The 18833-nt window shown below is 73.7% G+C and carries 10 protein-coding genes; all 10 read right to left on the reverse strand.

Annotated elements, in window-relative coordinates; translation table 11 throughout:
* Position 1: 1 nt before the first annotated feature.
* Positions 2 to 1564 (reverse strand): PfaD family polyunsaturated fatty acid/polyketide biosynthesis protein, encoded by a 1563-nt coding sequence (locus tag ACFO0B_RS10705; RefSeq protein ID WP_378612226.1) that lies wholly within the window; start codon positions 1562 to 1564, stop codon positions 2 to 4.
* Positions 1561 to 3654, reverse strand: coding sequence for a beta-ketoacyl synthase (locus ACFO0B_RS10710; RefSeq protein WP_378612227.1), 2094 nt, complete (start codon positions 3652 to 3654; stop codon positions 1561 to 1563). Before ACFO0B_RS10710 ends, ACFO0B_RS10705 begins: the two co-directional genes overlap by 4 nt.
* The gene (locus tag ACFO0B_RS10715; protein ID WP_378612228.1) at positions 3651 to 10163 is read right to left on the reverse strand and encodes an SDR family NAD(P)-dependent oxidoreductase; all 6513 of its coding nucleotides are present in this window, start codon (positions 10161 to 10163) and stop codon (positions 3651 to 3653) included. Before ACFO0B_RS10715 ends, ACFO0B_RS10710 begins: the two co-directional genes overlap by 4 nt.
* Before the next feature lie 28 nt (positions 10164 to 10191).
* Positions 10192 to 10794 (reverse strand): SGNH/GDSL hydrolase family protein, encoded by a 603-nt coding sequence (locus ACFO0B_RS10720; protein WP_378612229.1) that lies wholly within the window; start codon positions 10792 to 10794, stop codon positions 10192 to 10194.
* Positions 10791 to 12053 (reverse strand): NAD(P)/FAD-dependent oxidoreductase, encoded by a 1263-nt coding sequence (locus ACFO0B_RS10725; protein ID WP_378612230.1) that lies wholly within the window; start codon positions 12051 to 12053, stop codon positions 10791 to 10793. The genes ACFO0B_RS10720 and ACFO0B_RS10725 overlap by 4 nt, the downstream gene beginning before the upstream one ends.
* Positions 12054 to 12078: 25 nt before the next feature.
* Positions 12079 to 13755: an AMP-dependent synthetase/ligase gene (locus tag ACFO0B_RS10730; RefSeq protein WP_378612231.1), complete on the reverse strand. Its 1677-nt coding sequence runs from the start codon at positions 13753 to 13755 to the stop codon at positions 12079 to 12081.
* 75 nt (positions 13756 to 13830) lie between these two features.
* Complete coding sequence (locus ACFO0B_RS10735; protein WP_378612232.1) at positions 13831 to 14775, reverse strand: LysR family transcriptional regulator; 945 nt, start codon at positions 14773 to 14775, stop codon at positions 13831 to 13833.
* 131 nt (positions 14776 to 14906) lie between these two features.
* Positions 14907 to 16631 (reverse strand): fatty acyl-AMP ligase, encoded by a 1725-nt coding sequence (locus ACFO0B_RS10740; protein WP_378612233.1) that lies wholly within the window; start codon positions 16629 to 16631, stop codon positions 14907 to 14909.
* Positions 16632 to 16642: 11 nt separating this feature from the next.
* Positions 16643 to 17863, reverse strand: coding sequence for a cytochrome P450 (locus ACFO0B_RS10745; RefSeq protein WP_378612234.1), 1221 nt, complete (start codon positions 17861 to 17863; stop codon positions 16643 to 16645).
* Positions 17860 to 18756: a class I SAM-dependent methyltransferase gene (locus tag ACFO0B_RS10750; RefSeq protein ID WP_378612235.1), complete on the reverse strand. Its 897-nt coding sequence runs from the start codon at positions 18754 to 18756 to the stop codon at positions 17860 to 17862. Before ACFO0B_RS10750 ends, ACFO0B_RS10745 begins: the two co-directional genes overlap by 4 nt.
* Between the last annotated feature and the right edge of the window lie 77 nt (positions 18757 to 18833).

Genomic DNA, 18833 nt, shown 5'->3' on the forward strand with positions numbered 1-18833 from the left:
CTCACGCCTCCAGCGGGATGGGGACGAAGTCGGCGCAGCCGGCGGGCAGCCGGATTCCCGCGGTGCGCAACTGCGCGACCCTGGTCAGGTACGCCGCGCCGAGCAGCAGCTGGTCGGCGATCTCGGCGGCCTGCCGATTCGGCAACGCCGCCAGGTGGGTGCCTGCCGCCCAGGTGTTGAAGGCGCCCATGGCGGGGCCGCACCACACCTGGTAGTCGGCGACGCGGTCGGCCTCGCCGCGGATGCTCCAGCCCGAGGAGAGGCCGAGGTACCAGCGGAATACCAGGGCCATTCGGCGTTTCGGGTGCTCCGCGGCGCCGGTCAGCTGGGCCGGGTCGCGCTCGGTGAAGAAGCGCACGCACTCGTCCCAGACCTGCTCCACCGGGCGCTTGAAGAGCGTCCGCTCGAGGTCGGCGCGGAGCTCGGCGGGTAGCGCATCGAGACCGTCGTAGGCGCGGTAGGTGTCGTAGAGCTTCTGCGCGCGGCCGGCGAACATGGTGCCGCGGCGCAGCACCTGCACCTGCACCCCTAGCTCGAACATGTCGGCCGACGGCGCCATGACGCAGTCCGCGAACTGCGCGCCTGCCAGCAGCTGCTTGGTGGCGGCGCACTGCGCGGCCTCCACTGTCGCCTGGTTCACCGAGCCGGTGACGATGTAGGCGGCGCCGAGCGCGAAGGCGGCCGCGGCGGCGGCCGGGGTGCCGATGCCGCCCGCCGCGCCGACGCGGACCTCGGCGGCGCCGGGGACCGTGCGGGCGAGCCGGTCGCGCGCCGCGATGATCTCCGGCAGCAGGACGACCAGCGGGCGGCGGTCGGTGTGGCCGCCGGAATCCGCCTCCGCGGTGATGTCGTCGGCCATCGGCACCTGCTCGGCGAGCCCGGCCTGCTCGGCGGTGATGTCGCCGGACTCGACCAGCCGGTTCAGCAGGGCGGCCGGGGCCGGGCGCAGGAAGTGCTCGGCGACCTCGACCCGGGACACCTTCGCGATCAACCGGTGGCCGACGACGACCCGGCCCTGCCGATCGGTGCTCAGCCCGGCCGCGCGGTACCGCACCACCTCGGCGGTGAGGCCCATGAAGGCCGATGCCTCCACGCAGCGCACGCCGTGCCGCAGGCAGGCGTCGACGATGGCCCGCTCCAGCGCGGGCTCGGACGGGCTGTGGATCAGGTTGCAGGCGTAGGGCAGCTCACCGAGTTCGGCGCGCAGCCCGGCCAGCGCGGCGTCCACCCGGTCCGGGGTGACGCCTGCCGCGCCGTAGGAGCCGAGGTACCCGGCCCCGGCCAGCGCCGAGACCAGCGCGGGTGCGGCGATGCCGTTGGCCATGGCACCCGCCATGTAGGCGCCGCGCAGTCCGTGTGCGGCGCGGAACCGGCTGTCGCCGAGCCGGTCCGGAGTGAGCGGGCCGACGGCGGCGAGCACCTGGGCGCCCGCGGTGGCGGCCCGGTCGGCGGTGAGCCCGACCCGGCCGTCCCGGTGCAGCACCCACACCGGGCGGGTGACGTCGCGCAGCAGCGCGGTGATCTCGGCCGGGGTCTCGGCGACCGGCCGGTGCAGCGTGGTCACGACCCGACCTGCCGTTCGCCGAGTTCGATCGCCAGATCGGTGAGTTCGTAGATCCGCAGCCCGGGCTTCCACAGTGAGCCGTCGACGATGGCGATCACGCCGTGCTCGCCGCGCCTGATCTCCTTGATGTGCGCCTCCAGTTCGACGGTGCCGTCGGTGGGCAGGAACTGGCCGCGGTAGCGCCAGCCGAAGGGGATGCCGGCGGGGATGCGGAAGGCCGGGTCGGCGAGGCCGTCGGCGTACCCGGCGTCCAGCATCCACTCCTGCACGGCGTGGATCACCGACTCGACGCCGAGCGAGCCGGGGATCACCGGGTCCAGGTGGAAGTGCCGGTCGAAGTACCAGTCGCCCGCGTCGATCTCGCGCAGCGAGTGCAGGTAGCCCGCCTCGTACCTGCCGCCGCCGTCGACCACCTGGACGCGGTCGATGAGCGCGAGGGTGTCGCGGGAGCAGAGCGGGGCCGCCGGGTCGGCGCGGCGGGCGGCCACGTCGATGGTCCTGCGCTCGGCGTCCGGGTGCTCGGCCAGCCAGGTGGGGGCCGGGCGGCCCGCGTCGAGGCCGGTCTGGTTGGCTAGTGCCTCGTCGCTGAAGTAGCCGAACATGGTCTCGCCGCGGTAGAAGGGCTCGCCGCCGGTGCTCAGGGTGTAGTCGAAGGTCTGCAGCGAGGAGCCGGGCAGGATGGTGGTGGTCAGCAGCCGCGATTGCTGGCGGATGGTGCTGTCCCGCAGATCGACCCGGCGCAGGACGGTGGCGGTGCCACCGAGGTTGCGCAGGCTCAGGGTGGTGCCCGGCTGGGTCAGCGTCGGCCCCGCGTAGTAGCCCATGAGCAGCGCGGCCTGGAGTGAGGTCTCCATGTAGACGAAGTGCGGCATGGACTCGTTGGCGGTGGCGCCGTAGTACCAGGAGTCGGCGGGTGAGTCGTACTCGGTGGTGTAGGCGGCCTCGTCCAGCCGGCCGCGGGTGCCGTCGAAGTCGAGGACGCGGTCGACCAGGAGCAGGCCGCCGGTGGGGAGGCGGGTGGCTCGGACGCCGGTGTACTCGGCGAACTCCGCACCCATGGCGATGGCTTGGTCGCCGCGGGCCAGGTGTGTCAGGTGGAATTCGTTGAGCAGCAGGGTTTCGTCGGCTCGGCCGGGACCGATCTCGGCGCCGATCGGCTCGGTCGCGGTGACTCGTACCGAGAGTGGTTCGGTACCGGCGATACGGACCTCGGCGGTGAGGTGGGGGCGGGGTACCAGGTCGATCTCGGTGACGTGGAGTTCCAGGGTGCCTGCGTGCGGGCCCGGGGCGCCGGCCGGGCCGGAGGAGACGAGGGTGGAGCCGGTCAGGCCGAGGTGCAGCCCGGCGTACAGGGCGAAGACCTCGGCGGCCTGGGTTGCCGCGGTGCCGGGGTCGCCCTGGTAGGAGGCGGTGAGTCGGCCGCGGCCGCCTGCGCCGAAGAGCTCCAGGCTGTCGACCTCGGTGAGGACGAGGGGGTGCTTGGCGGCGAGCTTCGCCGCAGGGCGGATGCCGGGGCGCCGGTGGGACGGGCCGAAGACCGTCGCGATGTCGCCGGCGGCGAGCTGGTCGAGCGCTGCTCGGTCGAGGTACGTCCGGGCGGTGCGGGCCTGCGGTTTGAAGGCCCATTCCGGGGCGTGCGGCGGGGCAGGCCGCGCGGCGACGCCGGGCGGCTCCGCACTGGCGGTGCCCGCACCCGGGTCCGCCGGGTGGGTGGCGACACCGGTGGCCGCGGGCCGCGTCGTGGCGCCGGGCTGCGCCGCGATGCCGGGCTGCGCCGACGTGCCGGTCCGGGCGGGCTGTCCGGTGCCGGTCCCGGTCGCGAATCCGGCGCGCTCCCAGAGAGCGCGCTGGATCGCGTACTGCGCCGCCAGGGCGGCGCGGTGTGCGTCCGCGACGCCTGCGCGGAGCTGCGCGAGCGGATTCGGCGCACTCGTGGTCGGCACCGCGGGGGCCGTCTCCGGTCCCGGCGGCGCCGAGACCGTGTCCGGCTGCGGTGGAACCGGGGCCGTTTCCGGTTCCGGCGCCGGAGCGGCGGGCTCGTGCACCGCGTCCGGATCGAACGCGATGCCGTCGAACTCGAGGGTCGTCATGCCATCCACCGCCTCACCGAGGTCTGGAACTTCTCCGTCAGATCGGGCGTCGTGACCACCACGACGTCCGAGAACCGTTGCAATACCGTGCCGTCGGCCGCGACCGCGGTGGCATCGACGCGGGCGTCGACGCGCCCCGCGCGACCGTTGCCGACGACCAGCCGGAACGGCTCGCCGATCGGCAGCGGGCGGTAGTACTCCACCCGCCCGATGCCGAGCGGCAGACAGGCCGCGCCGAGCAGCCGGTGCCCGAGCACCGGCGGGCCCTGCAGCATCAGGTCCGCGCGGACCGGGTCGTGCAGCCTGCTCGCGTAGGCGCCCGCCGCGACCGGGGCCGCGTCGATGGCGCATTCGAAGACCACGGTGTCCCCGGTGTCGGCGAGCACCCGCCGCAGCCCCTGCAGTGCGGGGGCATGGAACTGGATGGCCTCGCGGTAGATGTCGAGCGTGCTCGCCGGGCCGGTCGGCGCCGTCAGCACCGGCGGCTCCGCCGGGGCGACGGCCAGTTCCAGCGTTGCCCGGAAGTGCGCGACCGCGCCGTCGCGCACCGTGACCCGCACCGGGAGCACACCGCCGGTCTCGGCGCCGGGCTCCAGCTCGAGCTCGAGCGCATCGACCGGATGGTCGAACACCAGCCCCTTGAGCACCTGGAAGTCCCTGGCGCCGAACACGGTGCGGCCCGGGAGGGCGCGCTCCGCGGCGTGCGCCATGGCACCGAGACCGAAGGTGGCGGGCAGTACCACGTGCTCCCCCACCCGGTGCGCGTCGATTGTCGGCTCGTCGTCGAGCCCGATCAGGGTGCGGCGCAGCCGGACCGGGGCGAGCGGCACCGGAGCGGGTCCGGCCAGCGACTCGGCGGGGCCGATCAGCACGACGGTGTCGGCTTCGCGCGCTGCGGTGAACTGCTCGGTGAAGGCCGCCGCACCGATCTCCGGGGGCAGCAGCTCGACGCCGCGCGCGTGGAAGTGCTCGCGCAGCGCGGGCGTCACCATGCCGCCGTCCCAGGCGCCCCAGTCGATCGCGGTGACGTGCCGGTCCGGGTGCGCCCGGCGCCAGGCCACCGCGAAGCGGGAGAGCGCCTCGTTGGCCGCGGCGTAGTCGGCCTGGCCGGTGTTGCCGTAGAGGCCGGCCACCGAGGTGAACATGACGAGATGCTTCGGCTCCGGTACCGCGGCGAGCAGTGCCGTCAGCCCGGCCAGTTTCGGACCGAGGACGCGGGCGATGGACTCGGCGGTCTTGTCCGGGATCCTCGAGTCGGCGAGCACGCCCGCGCCGTGCACGATGCCGGTGATCGCCCCACCCCAGGGGGCGAGTGCCTTGCCGACCGCTTCGGCATCGGTGGCATCGACGGCCACGTAGTCGGCGCGGCCGTCCAGCGCGGTGAGGGTCGCCCGGATCTCGCGGGCGCCCCTGATGCCGGAGCAGGTGCGGGCGATATCGCGGGGTTTCGCACCGGTGCCCGCCAGGGCACGGACGGCCGCCTGCTGGAGATCGGCGTCGGCGACGCCTGCCGCCCACTCCGGCTCCGGCGCCGGTTCGGTCCGGCCGAGCAGAACGAACCGGGCCGGAACCCGCTGGGCCAGCGCCAGGACGCAGGTCGCGGTGACGCCGCGGGCGCCGCCGGAGACGACCAGCAGGTCGTCGGCGGTCAGCGTGAGGTCGGGTTGCCGGTCGAGCGGGCGGATCCCGGTGACCGTGCGGGCCGGGCCGAAGCCGCCGGGGACCAGGGTGGACCTGGCGCCCTCGGCGGTGACGCCGACCTCGACCACGTCGCGTGCGGCGTCCTCCAGTTCGGTGAGCACCAGCTCGGCGCAGCGCTCCGGCGTCGCCACGGGGTCGATGTCGATGGCACGGCAGAACAGGTCGGGGCGTTCGGCGGCGAGGGTCTTCAGGATACCGCCGACGCCGCCGAGCAGGGCGCCGGCCGGGTCGTCGGCGGTGCGGAAGCCGAGGCCGCCGTCCAGGCGGATCAGGGTCGCGACGGTGGCGCGGCCGTGCTCCGCCGACATGGCGGGGGTGATCCGGCCAGCGGCCAGGATGGTGTGGGTCAGCAGGCGCTCGATGTCCGCTCCGCCCGCGCCGAGCAGGATCAGGCACAGGTCGGGCCGCTCCCCCGGGCCGGGGAGCTCCGCCACCGTGCGCACCGACCAGCCGCGCCCGGTGAGCGCGGTGGTCAGTGCGGTGGCCTCGCCGCTGTTCGCGGGATCGACGAGCAGGGCCACCGGGTGCTCCCGGTAGGCACCGACGGCGAGATCCGCGGTGGGCAGGGCGACCAGTTCGACGGCATGCCGCGGCAGGTTCGCCGCGGCATCAGCTTTTGGGTGGACATCACCGCCGGTGCTCAGCTCGGCCACGATCTGGTCGAGGGTGCGCAGGGTGCCCAGTTGTTCCGGGCCGAGGTTGGGTAGGTCCGGGAAGCGTTCCTGGAGTGCGCCGATGACCTGGACGCGCTTGATCGAGTCGACGCCGAGGTCGGCTTCGAGGTCCATGCCGGTGTCGACCATCTCGACCGGGTAGCCGGTCTTCTCCGCGACGACCTCGCGCAGGGCCTGGCGGAGGTTTTCCGCGTTGTCCCCGGCGGCGGAGTCCGCGGGGGTCTCCGGAGCGGCGTCGGTGCCGCTCGCGCCGAGGAGTTCGGCGATCTGGTCGAGGGTGCGGAGGGTGCCGAGCTGCTCCGGACCGAGGTTCGGCAGGGACGGGAACCGCTCCTGCAGAGCGCCGATGACCTGGACACGCTTGATCGAGTCGACGCCGAGGTCGGCCTCCAGATCCATGCCGGTATCGACCATCTCGACCGGGTAGCCGGTCTTCTCCGCGACCACCTCGCGCAGGGCCCGGAGCAGGTCTTCGCGGCTGCCCGCAGGAGCCTGGCTCAGCTGCTCGGCGGCGGTCTCGGCCGACGGGGTGGCCGGCGCCGGCGCGGCTGCCGTAGCCACGGCAGTGGAATTCGCGACCGGGGCGGGCGCGGCCGGGGGCCGGCCGCCTGCCGAGGCAGGACTTGCTGCCGTGGCTACGGCAGCCGAGTCGCCGGCCGGGGCGGGCGCCGAAGGAAGCGCCTCGACCGAACCGTTGGTGTGGCCCGAGGCGAGCGCCTCGGGCCGGTGCTGCGGCACGGCGGCCGGCTGATGGGCCGGAACCGGCCGCGCAGCGGCGGGCCGAGCGAAACCGGCCTCGAGATCGGCCAGCTGCGCCAGGACGTCGGAGGCGCGGGTGTGGCTGGCGGCGATGGCGACGCCGTGGTCCTTCACCGCTTCGATGGCGCGCACGGTGGACTCGGTCAGGACGCCGGCGTCGAGCGCGCTGACCAGGGCGCGGGCCATGTCGAGCTGGCCGTCGAGGAACTGGTGGTGGGATCGGAGGTGCTGGGTCAGCGCGCTTTCCATGGCGCCGTCCTGCGGGGTCGAGTACACGGAGATCTCCGTCGGGTCGGGGGCGTACCTGGGCGGCGCCGGGACCGGCGAGGGCGGAGTTGCCGTCGCCACGGTGCCGATGCGCGGTGCGGGGGCGGAGTGGGAGGTGCGGGCGGGCACGCGCCGCGCGGCACCGGGACCCGTCGCGGTGGCACCGGCACCGTTCACGACGGTCCCGGCGCCGTTGCCGACACCGCCCTTCGCGGCGCCGGCACCAGTGCCGCTCGCCGCGGTGGAACCGCGACCGGCGGAGCCGTTCCCGTTCGGAGCGGCACCGTCGAGCTCGACCCGATACCCGTCCGAGAGCGCGGCGGCGTGCGCCGCCTTCCGCGTCTCCGGCACGTACTCGGGCGCCGAGATGGTCACCGTCATGGGCCGGCTCGGCCGGTGCGGCTCGAGCACCGGCGCGGCGTGCCGGTTGATCCCGGACAATCCGAAGCCGAGCACGGCGAGCCGGACGGCGGCGCGGGTCAGCGAGAGATCGCTGTTGCCGATCGGCCCGGAATCGGTGGCGACGGCGATCACGTCGTCGCCGAGGGTGCGCCGCACCAGCGAGGTCAGCACCTGCTTCGGCCCGAACTCGACGAAGACCGTGCACCCCGCCTCGCGCAGCGCGGTGAGCGCGGCAACGAACTCGACCGGCTGCCCGAGCTGCCCGGTGAGCACCGCCCGGTTCGCGGCGGCGTCGGTGCCGTACCGCGCCCCCGCGCTGTTGGCGTACACCGGCGCGTCCGGCGCCCCGATCTCCACCTCCGCGAGCGCGGCGGCGAAGGCGTCGACCGCGTGCGCCACGTACGGGGTGTGGAACGCGCCGGAGACCGGAAGCGCGCGGGTGGCGACCCCGCGCTCACCGCAGACCGCGACCGCGGCGGCGACCGCGTTCGAGCCACCACCGATCACCACCTGGTCGGGGGCATTGTGGTTGCAGATCCAGACGTCGTCGATGGCGTCCACGATCTCCCGCGCCACCTCGACGGTCGCGTTGAGCGCGACCATCGTCCCCGCCTCGACCCCGTCGCGCGGCGTCATCGCCACGCCGCGCGCCCTTGCCAGTCCATGGAAATCGGACCCGCTCAGCGCACCCGAGGCCCAGAGCGCGGTGAGCTCGCCGAAGCTGTGCCCGAGGTACCCGTCGGCGCGGAACCCGCGCTCGCGCAGCGCCGCGAACTGCCCGGCGGCGAGCGCGCCGATGCCGGGCTGCGCGAATTCGGTGCGGCGCAGCGCCCGCTCCTGCGCGGCCGCGGTCGCCTCGTCGAAGGCGGGCGGCGGGAACACCACGGACGAGAGCCGCTGCGGCGCACCGGCGAACGCCTCGTTGGCGGCGTCGAAGGCGGCACCGACGGCGGGCTGCGCGATGGCGGCGTCCGCGCCCATGTCGACGTACTGGCTGCCCTGGCCGGCGAAGAGCGCCGCCACCTTGCGGTCCGGCAGTGCGGAGGCGCGGTAGTACACGCCCTCGGGGTGCTCCCAGGAGGCGGCGTAGGGATTGCGGACCAGCTCGTCGACGGCGAGCCCGCGCAGGTGCTCGGCGTTCTCGTCGTCCAGCGAGACGAAGCCGATGCGCGCGTGCGCCTCCGGGATCTCGCCGCCGTCGATCGGGGCGGCACTGCGCACGGCGTCGATCAGCCCCGCGACGTCGGCCGCGTGCCACAGGTGCGCCCGCGCGGTGCGGTGCAGCACGCTCGGCCGCTCGGCGCCGGCCTCCTCGAGCACCACGTGGAAGTTGGTGCCGCCGAAGCCGAAGGCCGAGGCGGCGGCGCGGCGCACCGGGCGCTCGGGGTCGCGGATCCACGGCCGGGTGCGCGAGTTCACGTAGTACGGTGCGTCGCCGGGGGCGATCTCGGCGTTCGGCGCGGTGACGTTGATGGTGCCGGGCAGCACCTTCTGGTGCAGCGCGAAGGCCAGCTTCATCAGGCTGGCGGTGCCCGCGGCGCCCTTGGTGTGCCCGATCTGCGACTTGACGCTGCCGAGCGCGGCGAACCGCGGCTCGTCGGTGGCGTCGGTGAGCAGCTCCTTCAGCGCGGTCAGCTCGGTCTTGTCGCCGACCGGGGTGCCGGTGGCGTGCGCCTCGATCAGCGCGACGGTGGCGGGCGAGATCTCGGCGTCGGCGTAGGCGCGGTCCAGCGCGACCCGCTGGCCACCCGCGCGCGGGGCGTAGATGCTCTTGGCCCTGCCGTCGGACGACGAGCCGAGCCCGCGCAGCACCGCGTAGATCCGGTTGCCGTCGCGGCGGGCGTCCTCGAGCCTGCGCAGCGCGAGCATGGTGATGCCCTCGCCGAGCAGGGTGCCGTCGGCGTCGCTGCCGAACGGGCTGATCCGGTCGGACTTGGAGAGCGCCCCGACCTTGGAGAAGCACAGGTAGATGAAGATCGTGTTCTCGGTGTCGACGCCGCCGGTGATCATCATGTCGGCGCGGCCGTCCTGCAGCTCCGCGACGGCGGTGCGCAGCGCGGCGAGCGAGGCGGCGCAGGCGGCGTCGACGGTGCAGTTGATGCCGCCGAGGCCGAGCCGGTTCGCGACCCGGCCCGCGGTGATGTTGGAGAGCAGCCCGGGGAAGGAGTTCGCCTCCCACGGCGCGTAGGCGGCGACGAACCTGGCCGAGACCGCTTTCGCGTCGGCCTCGCTCAGCCCGACCGAGCGCGCGGCCTCCTCCAGCACCGGGGTGGAGAGCCGGGCGGCGAGCGGGTGCATGAGCGGCACCGGGCCGGTGGTGCCGAGCACGACGCCGGTGCGGCTCGCGTCGTACCACTCGGAGCCGGTGGCGCCCGCGTCGATGAGCAGGTCGCGGGCGACGCCGAGGCTCAGCGTCTGCATGGTGCTGGTGACCTCGAGCTGGTTCGGCGGCAGCCCGAACTCCAGCGGGTCGAATTCGATGTCGGGCAGGAAGGCGCCACGCCGGGAGTAGGTCTTGTCCGGGGCCTCCGGGTCGGCGTCGTGGTAGTCGTCCAGGTTCCAGCGCGACGCGGGCACCTCGGTGGTGCAGTCGACGCCGTCGATGATGTTCTGCCAGTACTCGCGGTGGTTGCGTGCCCGCGGCAGCAGCCCCGACATGCCGACGATGGCGATCGGGGTGCGCGCTAGGCGTCGTTCGTCCGTCACGGAAGTTCCTCTCGGACCGGGCGGGTGGTCAGGCGGCGACGGTGGTCGCGGTGCGGTCGGCGATGGCGCCCGCGGCGGCGACGGCGAAGGTGTGGTGGCCGAGCGGGGCCGGGTGCAGCCCGTCGGCGGTCCACATCTCGGGCCGCGCCCAGGCCGGGTCGCCCGCCAGGTCGAGCAGCAGCGCGCCGGTGTCGCCGGTGACCTCGCCGAGCACCGCGTTGGCGAAGGCGAAGCGCTCGCGCAGCAGCGTGCGCATGCCGGGCGGCACCGGGAGCCGGGCCGGGATGTCCGGGTAGTTCGCGGTGACCACGGTGGCGCCGCTCGCCCGCAGCGTGCTGAACAGGGTGCGCAGGTTGCGCTCGAACCGGACCGGGTGGAAATCGCTGACCAGGTCGTTCACCCCGCAGACCACGCCGTAGAGCCCGGCGCGGGCCGCGAACGCCCGCGGCAGCTGGTGCTCGACCACGGCGCCGGTGGTGGCGCCGTGCTGGCCGAGGTTGCGGACCGTGGCCGGGCGCAGCCCGAGCTGGCCGCCGAGCCGGGGCACCCAGCCCCGGTACCCGCCGCCGGGCGCGTCGTCGCCGCGCCCCTCCACGAAGCTGTCGCCGAGCGCGACAAGGGCGGCGCTCACGCGGTCACCCCGCTCTTGCTCACGTGCCGCGCCTCCAGCGGGAAGTTCACCTTCTCGTAGAGCGCGGCCAGCTCCTCCTCGCCGAAGTACTTCTCCGGCGGGTAGATGCCCGCGATCAGCCCGAAGAAGTTCTTGATGTACTCCTCGTCCATGCTGGTCGCCCGGAACACCGAGTCGTAGTACGGGGTCAGGCTCAGCTCGGAGATGCTCAGCGTGAGCTCGTAGGTGCTCGCGCTCTGCGCGTCCCGCTCGACCTGGTACTCGGCGAGCGCCTCGTCCAGCGGCCGCGCGCCGGAGAGTCCCTGGTGGATCTTCTCCGAGAGCAGCTGGGCGTACTTGAAGGCGTCGGTGATGCCCCAGCCGGTGAAGGGGTCCTTGTGGTAGCCGGCGTCGCCGACCAGCGCCCAGCCCGGGCCGTGAGACTTCCTGCGGTAGTTGTCCGGGTAGAGCATCGGGCGGAACGGCTCGGCCCGCGTGCCCTTGTCGCGCAGCAGCTCGCCGAGCTCGGGGTCGATCTGGCTCACGACCTCCTGCACACCGGCGTCGGGGTCCTGGCGGAACTCGCGGAACCGGTCGCGCTTGCGCATCACCGCGACCAGGGTCTGGTCGTCGTTGGTGGGCCAGCCGGCGAACTGCTGCTCGCCGAAGCCGGTGCGGTGCTGCATGCCCCAGTCGACGCCGTCGTAGTACGAGTAGTAGATGAAGCACGCGGCGGCGGAGCCCTCGTAGGTCTCGGCGCCGACCGCCTTGGCGACGGTGGAGTTGGCGCCGTCCGCGCCGACCACCAGCTTCGCCCGGAACTCCTGCTCGGTGCCGCCCGCCTCGCTGCCGCGGATACCGACGACCCGGTCGCCGTCGAAGACCAGCCCGCTCACGGTGAAGCCCTGGATCAGCTCGGCGCCCGCCTCGCCCGCGGCCTCGACCAGGACGGTGTCCAGCGCGGTGCGGCGCGGGCAGTACACCGCGTCGACACCGTCCGGCGCGGTCCGGGCGAACCCCGCGATGTCGATGTCGGTGTAGGAGAAGTTCAGGTGCCGGATGGCCGGGACACCGGTCGCGACGACCCGGTCCAGCAGCCCCCACGACTTCAGGAAGCCGGAGCCGGCCTGGTGGATGTAGTGGGTCGACGGGGTGTCGCTGGGAAAGGTGGCCCGGTCGACGGCGAGTACGCGGTAACCCTGGCGGGCGAGCAGCATGGCCAGCGGCGAACCGGCCACCCGGGTACCGACAACGATGACGTCGTACATATTTCGCTTCACTTTCCGATCGGTGAATGAAAAGGGGCTAGCGCGCGACGGTGCGCGATGCGTAGAGCGCGGCGATATCGGCCGCGTACGCCTTTTCGATCGCGGCCCGGCGAAGTTTCCGGGAGGAAGTGAGCAACCCTTCCTCGACGGTGAAATCGCCGTCCACGATCCGGAATGCGCGGATGGATTCCGCGCGGGAGACGAGGGAATTCGCCTCGGCCACCGCGGATTCGATCTCGGCGTCGGGATCGAGCGCGGGATCGGCGGCGCGGCGGCGGGCGAGCTGGTCCGGGTCGAGCGTCACCAGCGCGGTGACGAAGTCGCGGCCGTCGCCGACCACCATGCAGTTGCTGACCAGCGGGTGCAGCCGCACCCGGTCCTCCAGCGGGGTGGGCGCGACGTTCTTGCCGCCGGAGGTCACCAGGATCTCCTTGCGGCGGCCGGTGATGGTGAGGTAACCGTCGGCGTCCAGCTCGCCGAGATCTCCGGTGCGCAGCCAGCCCTCGGCGTCGGCCATCGGCAGCCCTGCCGCCGCGCCCCAGTACCCCGGCGAGACGTGCGGGCCGCGGACCAGCACCTCGCCGTCGGGGGCGATGCCGACCTCGGTGGCCGGGATGGGCCGCCCGACGGTGCCGAAGCGGTTGCTCTCCGGCGCGTTCACCGTGACCGCGGTGGCGGCCTCGGTGAGGCCGTAGCAGTTCAGCAGCTGCACCCCGAACCCGGCGTAGAAGCCCTGGGTGGACTCGTCGAGGGAGGCGCCGCCGGAGATCACCGCGCGCAGCCTGCCGCCGAGCGCCGCGTACACCGCGTGCTCCGTCGGCGCGGGGATCTCCCCCTCGCGCAGCAGCTCCAGGCCGCGCTCGACGGCGGCGTCCTCCTCGCCGGCGGCGAGCAGGGTGCGGCAGAACTTGCGGATCTTCTCCAGGCCGTACGGGATCATCGGCAGGAAGGTCGGGCGCAGCACCGGCAGCGCGGGGACCAGCTCGGGGATGGCGGGAAGCAGATGCGTGCCGCTGCCGCCGAAGACGCAGGCGAAGAGCATGGTCTGGCCGAAGACGTGGGCCAGCGGGAGGGCGAGCACGGTGGTGCCGCCCTCGAACAGGGTCCCGGTGCGGCGCACGGTGTTCGAGGCGGAGACGAACATGTTGCGGTGCGTGATGACGCAGCCCTTGGCGACGCCGGTGGTGCCGCTGGTGTAGACGATCATGGCCGGGTCGGCGGCGCGCACCGCGCCGAGCACCCGGTCCAGCCCCGGCGCCTCGGGGCCGGTCGACCACTCCCCCACCTCGGCGAAGAGCCACACCCGGTCGGCGCCCGCGGCGCGCAGCCGCTCGGCATCGGTGTCGGACTCGGCGGCGAAGTGCGCGCTGCCGCTGTCGGAGAGGATGTGCTCGATCTGGGCCTGCGACGAGGTCGGGTAGACGGTGACGACCACCGCGCCGATCGCCAGCGCCGCGAAGTCGAGCAGTGCCCATTCCACCGTGGTGCGGCCCAGGATCGCGACCCGGTCACCCGGCGCCACCCCGCGGCTCAGCAGCGCCGAGGCGAGCGCCCGCACCCGGCGGTCGAGCTCGGCGCTCGTGAGCCGGGTGCCGTCCGCGCCGCCGAGGGCGAGCCGCTCCGGATGCCGCAGCGCGGCACCCGCGACCACCGAGTGCAATCCCTCGGTATCCGCTATGTCGAAACCGTTCTCGGCCACCGAAACTGTGTTCACACCACAGAATTCTCCGGGGGATCGCGAACCGATATCCGACCGCGGCAGCTGTTCCTACCGCGCGAATGTCATCGCCTATCCAACCGCGCGGGTCGGAACGGCGGCGGCACTCTCGATGTGCACCGGTTCGGGGAAATCCAGGCAATCCAGGAACATCTCCACGGCCGGTTTCGATTCGTTCGTCCGCCACACCGCGTACAAATCCAGAGTGGGAACCGGGTCGAAGAGTTTCACCGCGACCGAGCCGTTGCCCGGCCCGCCCATGCCCATCGAGATGGCGCGCGGCAGCGAGGCGAAGCCGACCAGCGGCCGCACCGACACCATGTGCGCGGTGGCGCCGGGATCGTCGGCGGTGTGCGTGACCGCGAGCGAGATCTCGTTCTGCGCCGCGGCCCGGAAGATCGAGTCGTACATGGCCGGACACTGCTCCCTGGCGAAGAGCACGCAGTCCTGCCCCGCCAGCTCGGCGAAGGGAACGCCGGGGCGCTCGGCCCAGCGGTGCCTGCGGCCGACCACCGCCACCAGCGGCACCCGGTGCAGCAGGCGCCGGTACCTGAACTCCGGCGAGCTGGGGTGGCCGTAGACCATGCCGATGTCGAGCGCGCCGTCGACCAGCGCCTGCAGTTGCGGGCCGGTGCGCTTCTCCCAGAGCGAGACCTCGATGTCCGGGTGCCGCTCGGTCATCCTGGCCAGTGCGTCCGGGAGGACGTGCCGGCTGGCCGGGAGGTTGTACCCCACGTCGAGCCGCCCGGAGCGGCCCGCGGCGGTGGCCTTGGCCGCCTCGGCGGCCCGGTCCAGCTGGGCCACCACCAATCGGGCCTGTGCCTCGAACTCCCGCCCGGCCGGGGTCAGCTTGACCTCGTGCGAGTTCCGGGCGACCAGCTGGACCCCCAGCGATTTCTCCAGCTTCTGCAGCTGGGCGCTGAGACTCGGCTGGGTCAGATGCAAGCGCTGCGCTGCGCGACCGAAATGCAGTTCTTCGGCGATCGTGATGAATGAAACCAGATGACGGATCTCCATGACGCCGGCCCCTTCTTCCGCGTAGGAAAAACGCTAGCGGCGAGAGGTAACCGCAGATGAACCTGCCCGGCCGTACGGGAGCCGGGCTCATGGCGCGGGGGTTAACTCACGACGAAGCCGAGGCGCACGTGCTAGTGAATTGGCCGAAGGTTCATCCGGCGGCCCGGTTCGACCGGCGGGGCACCCCACCGCTCGAACCCGGCACCGAGGTGGTGCGCACGCGCGGCGCCGCGCATGATCTTGCCGCTGCTCGTCTTGGGGAGCGCGCCGGGCACGGTCAGCACCAGCTCGCCGAGTGCCAGGTCGTGGTCGCGCAGCAGCGCGGATCGGATGGCGCCCGCGATCTCGGCCTCCGCTGCCGTGGTGTCGCGCTCGATCTCCTGCACCAGGACCGGGCGGTCGTCGGCGCCTGCGGCGAAGGCGGCGGTGCCGCCCGTGCGCGCCGCCGGGTGCGCGGCCTGCGCGGTGTGCTCCAGGTCGTGCGGGTAGTGGTTGCGTCCGCGCACGATGATCAGGTCCCTGCGTCTGCCGGTGACGTACAGCTCGCCGTCGACGAACTGGCCGAGGTCGCCGGTGCGCAGGCCGTCCGCGGCGTCGACCCGCTCGCCGTCTCCGACGCCACCGGCTGCGCGCCGACCGCCGAAGACCGCCGCGGTGCCGTCCGGGTCGCGCCAGTAGCCCGCCGCGATGTTCGCCCCCGCGAGGCGGATCTCGCCGATCCGGCCCGGCGGGCACGGCTCCCCCGACTCCGGGTCCACGATCCGGACGTCGACGCCGGGCGCGGGCCGCCCGGAGCCGACCAGCGGCCGCGCGGGCTCCCCCGGCGCCGCCGCGCGCAGCGTGCCCGCGCCGAGCGCCGCGATGTCGGCGCGCAGTTCCCGCGCGCCACGGCCGGGAACGCCGCCGCTCACCAGCAGCGTCGCCTCGGCCAGGCCGTAGCAGGGATAGAGCGCGCCCGGGTCGAAGCCGTGCGGGGCGAAGGTCGCGGCGAAGCGGCGCAGGGTCTCGGCGCGGATCGGCTCGGCGCCGTTGAAGGCGACCCGCCAGCTGCTCAGATCGAGCCCGGCCGGGACGCCGGAGCGCTCGGCGTGGCGCACGCAGGCGTCGAAGGCGAAGTTCGGGCCGCCGCTGGTGTGCGCGCGGTAGCGCGAGATGGCGGTGAGCCAGAGCAGCGGGCGGCGGATGAAGGTGAGCGGGGCCATCAGGATGCAGGGCGCGCCCAGGTGCAGGGGGTGCAGCAGGTTCCCGATCAGCCCCTGGTCGTGGTAGAGCGGGGCCCAGCCGACGAAGGTGGAGTGTTCGTCGTGGCCGAAGGCGGCGCGGATCATCTCCTGGTTGGCGCTCAGGTTGCGATGCGTCACCACCACGCCCCGCGGCGCGCCGGTGGAGCCGGAGGTGTACTGCAGGAAGGCGGGACCTCCCGGGGCGCACGGCTTCGGGTCGATGGAGGGGCCTGCGGCGGGCACCTCGTCCACCGCGATCCGCTGGGGCACCGGCAGGTCGACTTCCGGTGCGCCGACGGTGAGCAGGACGGCGGGGTCGCAGTCGGCGACGATGCCGTGCGTGGCGGGGTGCGCACGGCCGCGGCGCGGCGGGATCACGGGCACCGCGATCACCCCGGCGTACAGGCAGGCGAAGAAGGCGGCGACGAAGTCCGGTCCGGAGGGGAAGACCAGCAGCGCGCGGTCGCCCGGACGGGTCGTCCCGGCCAGCCGGGCCGCGATGGCGCGGGCGCGTCGGTCGAGCCCGGCGTAGGTGAGCGCGGTGGTTTCGGCGCCGTGCTCGTCCAGGAAGACGTAGGCGGTGGCCGCCGGGGCGGTGCGGGCACGCTCGCGCAGGATGTCGGGCAGCAGCACGGTGTTCTCCCTCAGGCGGTCTCGACGGCGAGCGGCAGCCGCCGCGGGCCGCGCACGATGAAGCTGTGGTCCTGCCACTCCGGCTCGCCCGCCCGCACCAGCCTGCCCGGCAGCCGGAGCAGGCAATCGAGCGCGATGCGGGCCTGGAGCTCGGCCAGTGGTGCGCCGAGGCAGCCGTGCAGGCCGTGGCCGAACGCCAGGTGGGCGCCGGGTTCCCTGGTGAGGTCGAAGGTGTCGGGGGCGGGGAAGGCCGCCGGGTCGCGGTTGGCGGCGCCGAGGCAGAGCAGCACCTGGTCGCCCGCGCGCAGTACGCGGTCGCCGAGCGGGACGTCCCGGCGGGCGACGCGCTTGGTGTGCTGCAGCGGGCTGTCGTAGCGCAGGGTCTCGGCCACCGCGGCGGCGGTGCGTGCCGGGTCGGTGCGGAGCCGGTCCTGGGCGGCGGGGTGCGCGGTCAGCGCGAGCACGGCGTTGCCGATGAGCGACTTGGTGGTCTCGACGCCCGCGACGAAGCACATGATGCCGATGGTGGCGAGCTCCTCGTCGGTGAGCCGGTCGCCGGTTCCGATGCGGCTCGCGAGCAGCAGGCTGATCAGGTCGTCGCCCGGTTCGGCGCGGCGGCGGTCGATCACCGCGTGCAGTTCGGCGGTGAAGGTGTCGACCACGGTGCGCACCCTGGTGAAGTCGGCCGCGGTCATGAGGCCGGGTTCGAGCAGGAAGCGGATGTCGTGGGTCCAGCCGCCGACCAGCGGGTGCAGGTGCTCGGGCAGCCCGAGCCAGTCGCAGAGCGCGAGGACCGGCAGCTTCCCGGCGAACGAGCCCATGAGTTCGGTCTCGCCGTCGTGCCAGGCGTCCCGGGTGAGCCGCTCGGCCAGCGCGGTGACGCGGGGGGCCAGCCGGGCGGCGGCGGCGGTGAAGACCCGGTTCACCAGGGCGCGCAGCCGGGCGTGGTCCGGGTTCTCGGTGAAGACCAGCGATTTCGACCCGAGGCGGTCGATCCGCTCGGTGTCGCCGACGCCGAGCCTGGCGGCCTGGCGGCGCAGGGCGAGCGGGATGACGTCGACGCCGGAATTCCGGTCCCTGAGCACCGCGCGCACGTCGGCGTGGCGGGTCAGCACCCACATGCCCATGGTGCGGTGCACCGGGGCGTGCTCGCGCAGCGCGGCGTACATCGGGTACGGGTCGGCGCGGAACTCGTCGGTGAACGGGTTGAACCGCACCGGGACCGCGGTCACCGCCGGGCCCCGCCTCCGGTGAAGTGGCCGCTGCGGTACGGCTCCAGCACGATCCGCAGCAGCCCGATCTTGCCCATCCGGAAGCCGAGCGCGGAGAGCCGCAGGTAGCGCTCGTACCGCTCGGTGATCTCGGGGCCGACCAGGGCGACCGCTTCAGCCCGGCGGCGCTTGAGCCGGGCGGCCCACTGCTCGCAGGTCCAGGCGTAGTCCAGCCGGTCGTTGCGTACGGTGCGCACCTCGAACAGGCCGTCGGCGGCCGCGGTGATCTCGGCGAGGGTCGGCAGGTCGGCGTCCGGGAAGATGTCCCGCTGGATGAAGGTGCTGGCCTGGTCGCGGGCCATGTTCGCGTAGGCGATGGTCTGCAGCGAGAGCGCACCGCCCGGGCGCAGCCAGCTCCGGCAGCGCTCGAAGAAGGTGCGGTAGACGCGGATCTTCTCGGCCCGGCTGTCCGCGGGGGTGGCGAAGTGTTCGAAGGCGCCGATCGAGACGATGCCGTCGACGGGCCGCTCCGGCTCGTGGTGCAGCCAGTTCCGCACCGCGATCTCGGTGCCGGGCAGGTCGAGCGCGCGCACGTGCGCGGCCTGCTCCTCGGCCAGGGTGAGCCCGGTCAGCCGCTCGACGCCCTCGCTCGCGGCCACGGCGAGCAGCGCGCCCCAGCCGCAGCCGATGTCGAGCAGTTCGGTGGCGTCGTGCGCGCGGACCGCGTCCAGGTGGTAGCTGAGCTTGCGCTGCTGTGCCGCAGCGAGGGTGTCGGCCGGGGTGGCGGGCATGGCGCAGGAGTAGGTGAGCGAGGGGTCGAGCCAGAGCGCGTAGAAATCGTTGCCGACGTCGTAGTGGTGCCGGACAGCGGCCGCCGCCGACTCGGCCCGCGCGGCGCAGACCGAAGCGCTCACGCTGTATCCATTCGGCGTGAACGAGGGCCCTCCGTGGCCACGCTCCGCTACCGCCTCCGGGCCTGACTCGCTCACGC

The organism is Nocardia jiangsuensis (assembly GCF_042650385.1).
Taxonomy (GTDB): Bacteria; Actinomycetota; Actinomycetes; order Mycobacteriales; family Mycobacteriaceae; genus Nocardia; species Nocardia jiangsuensis.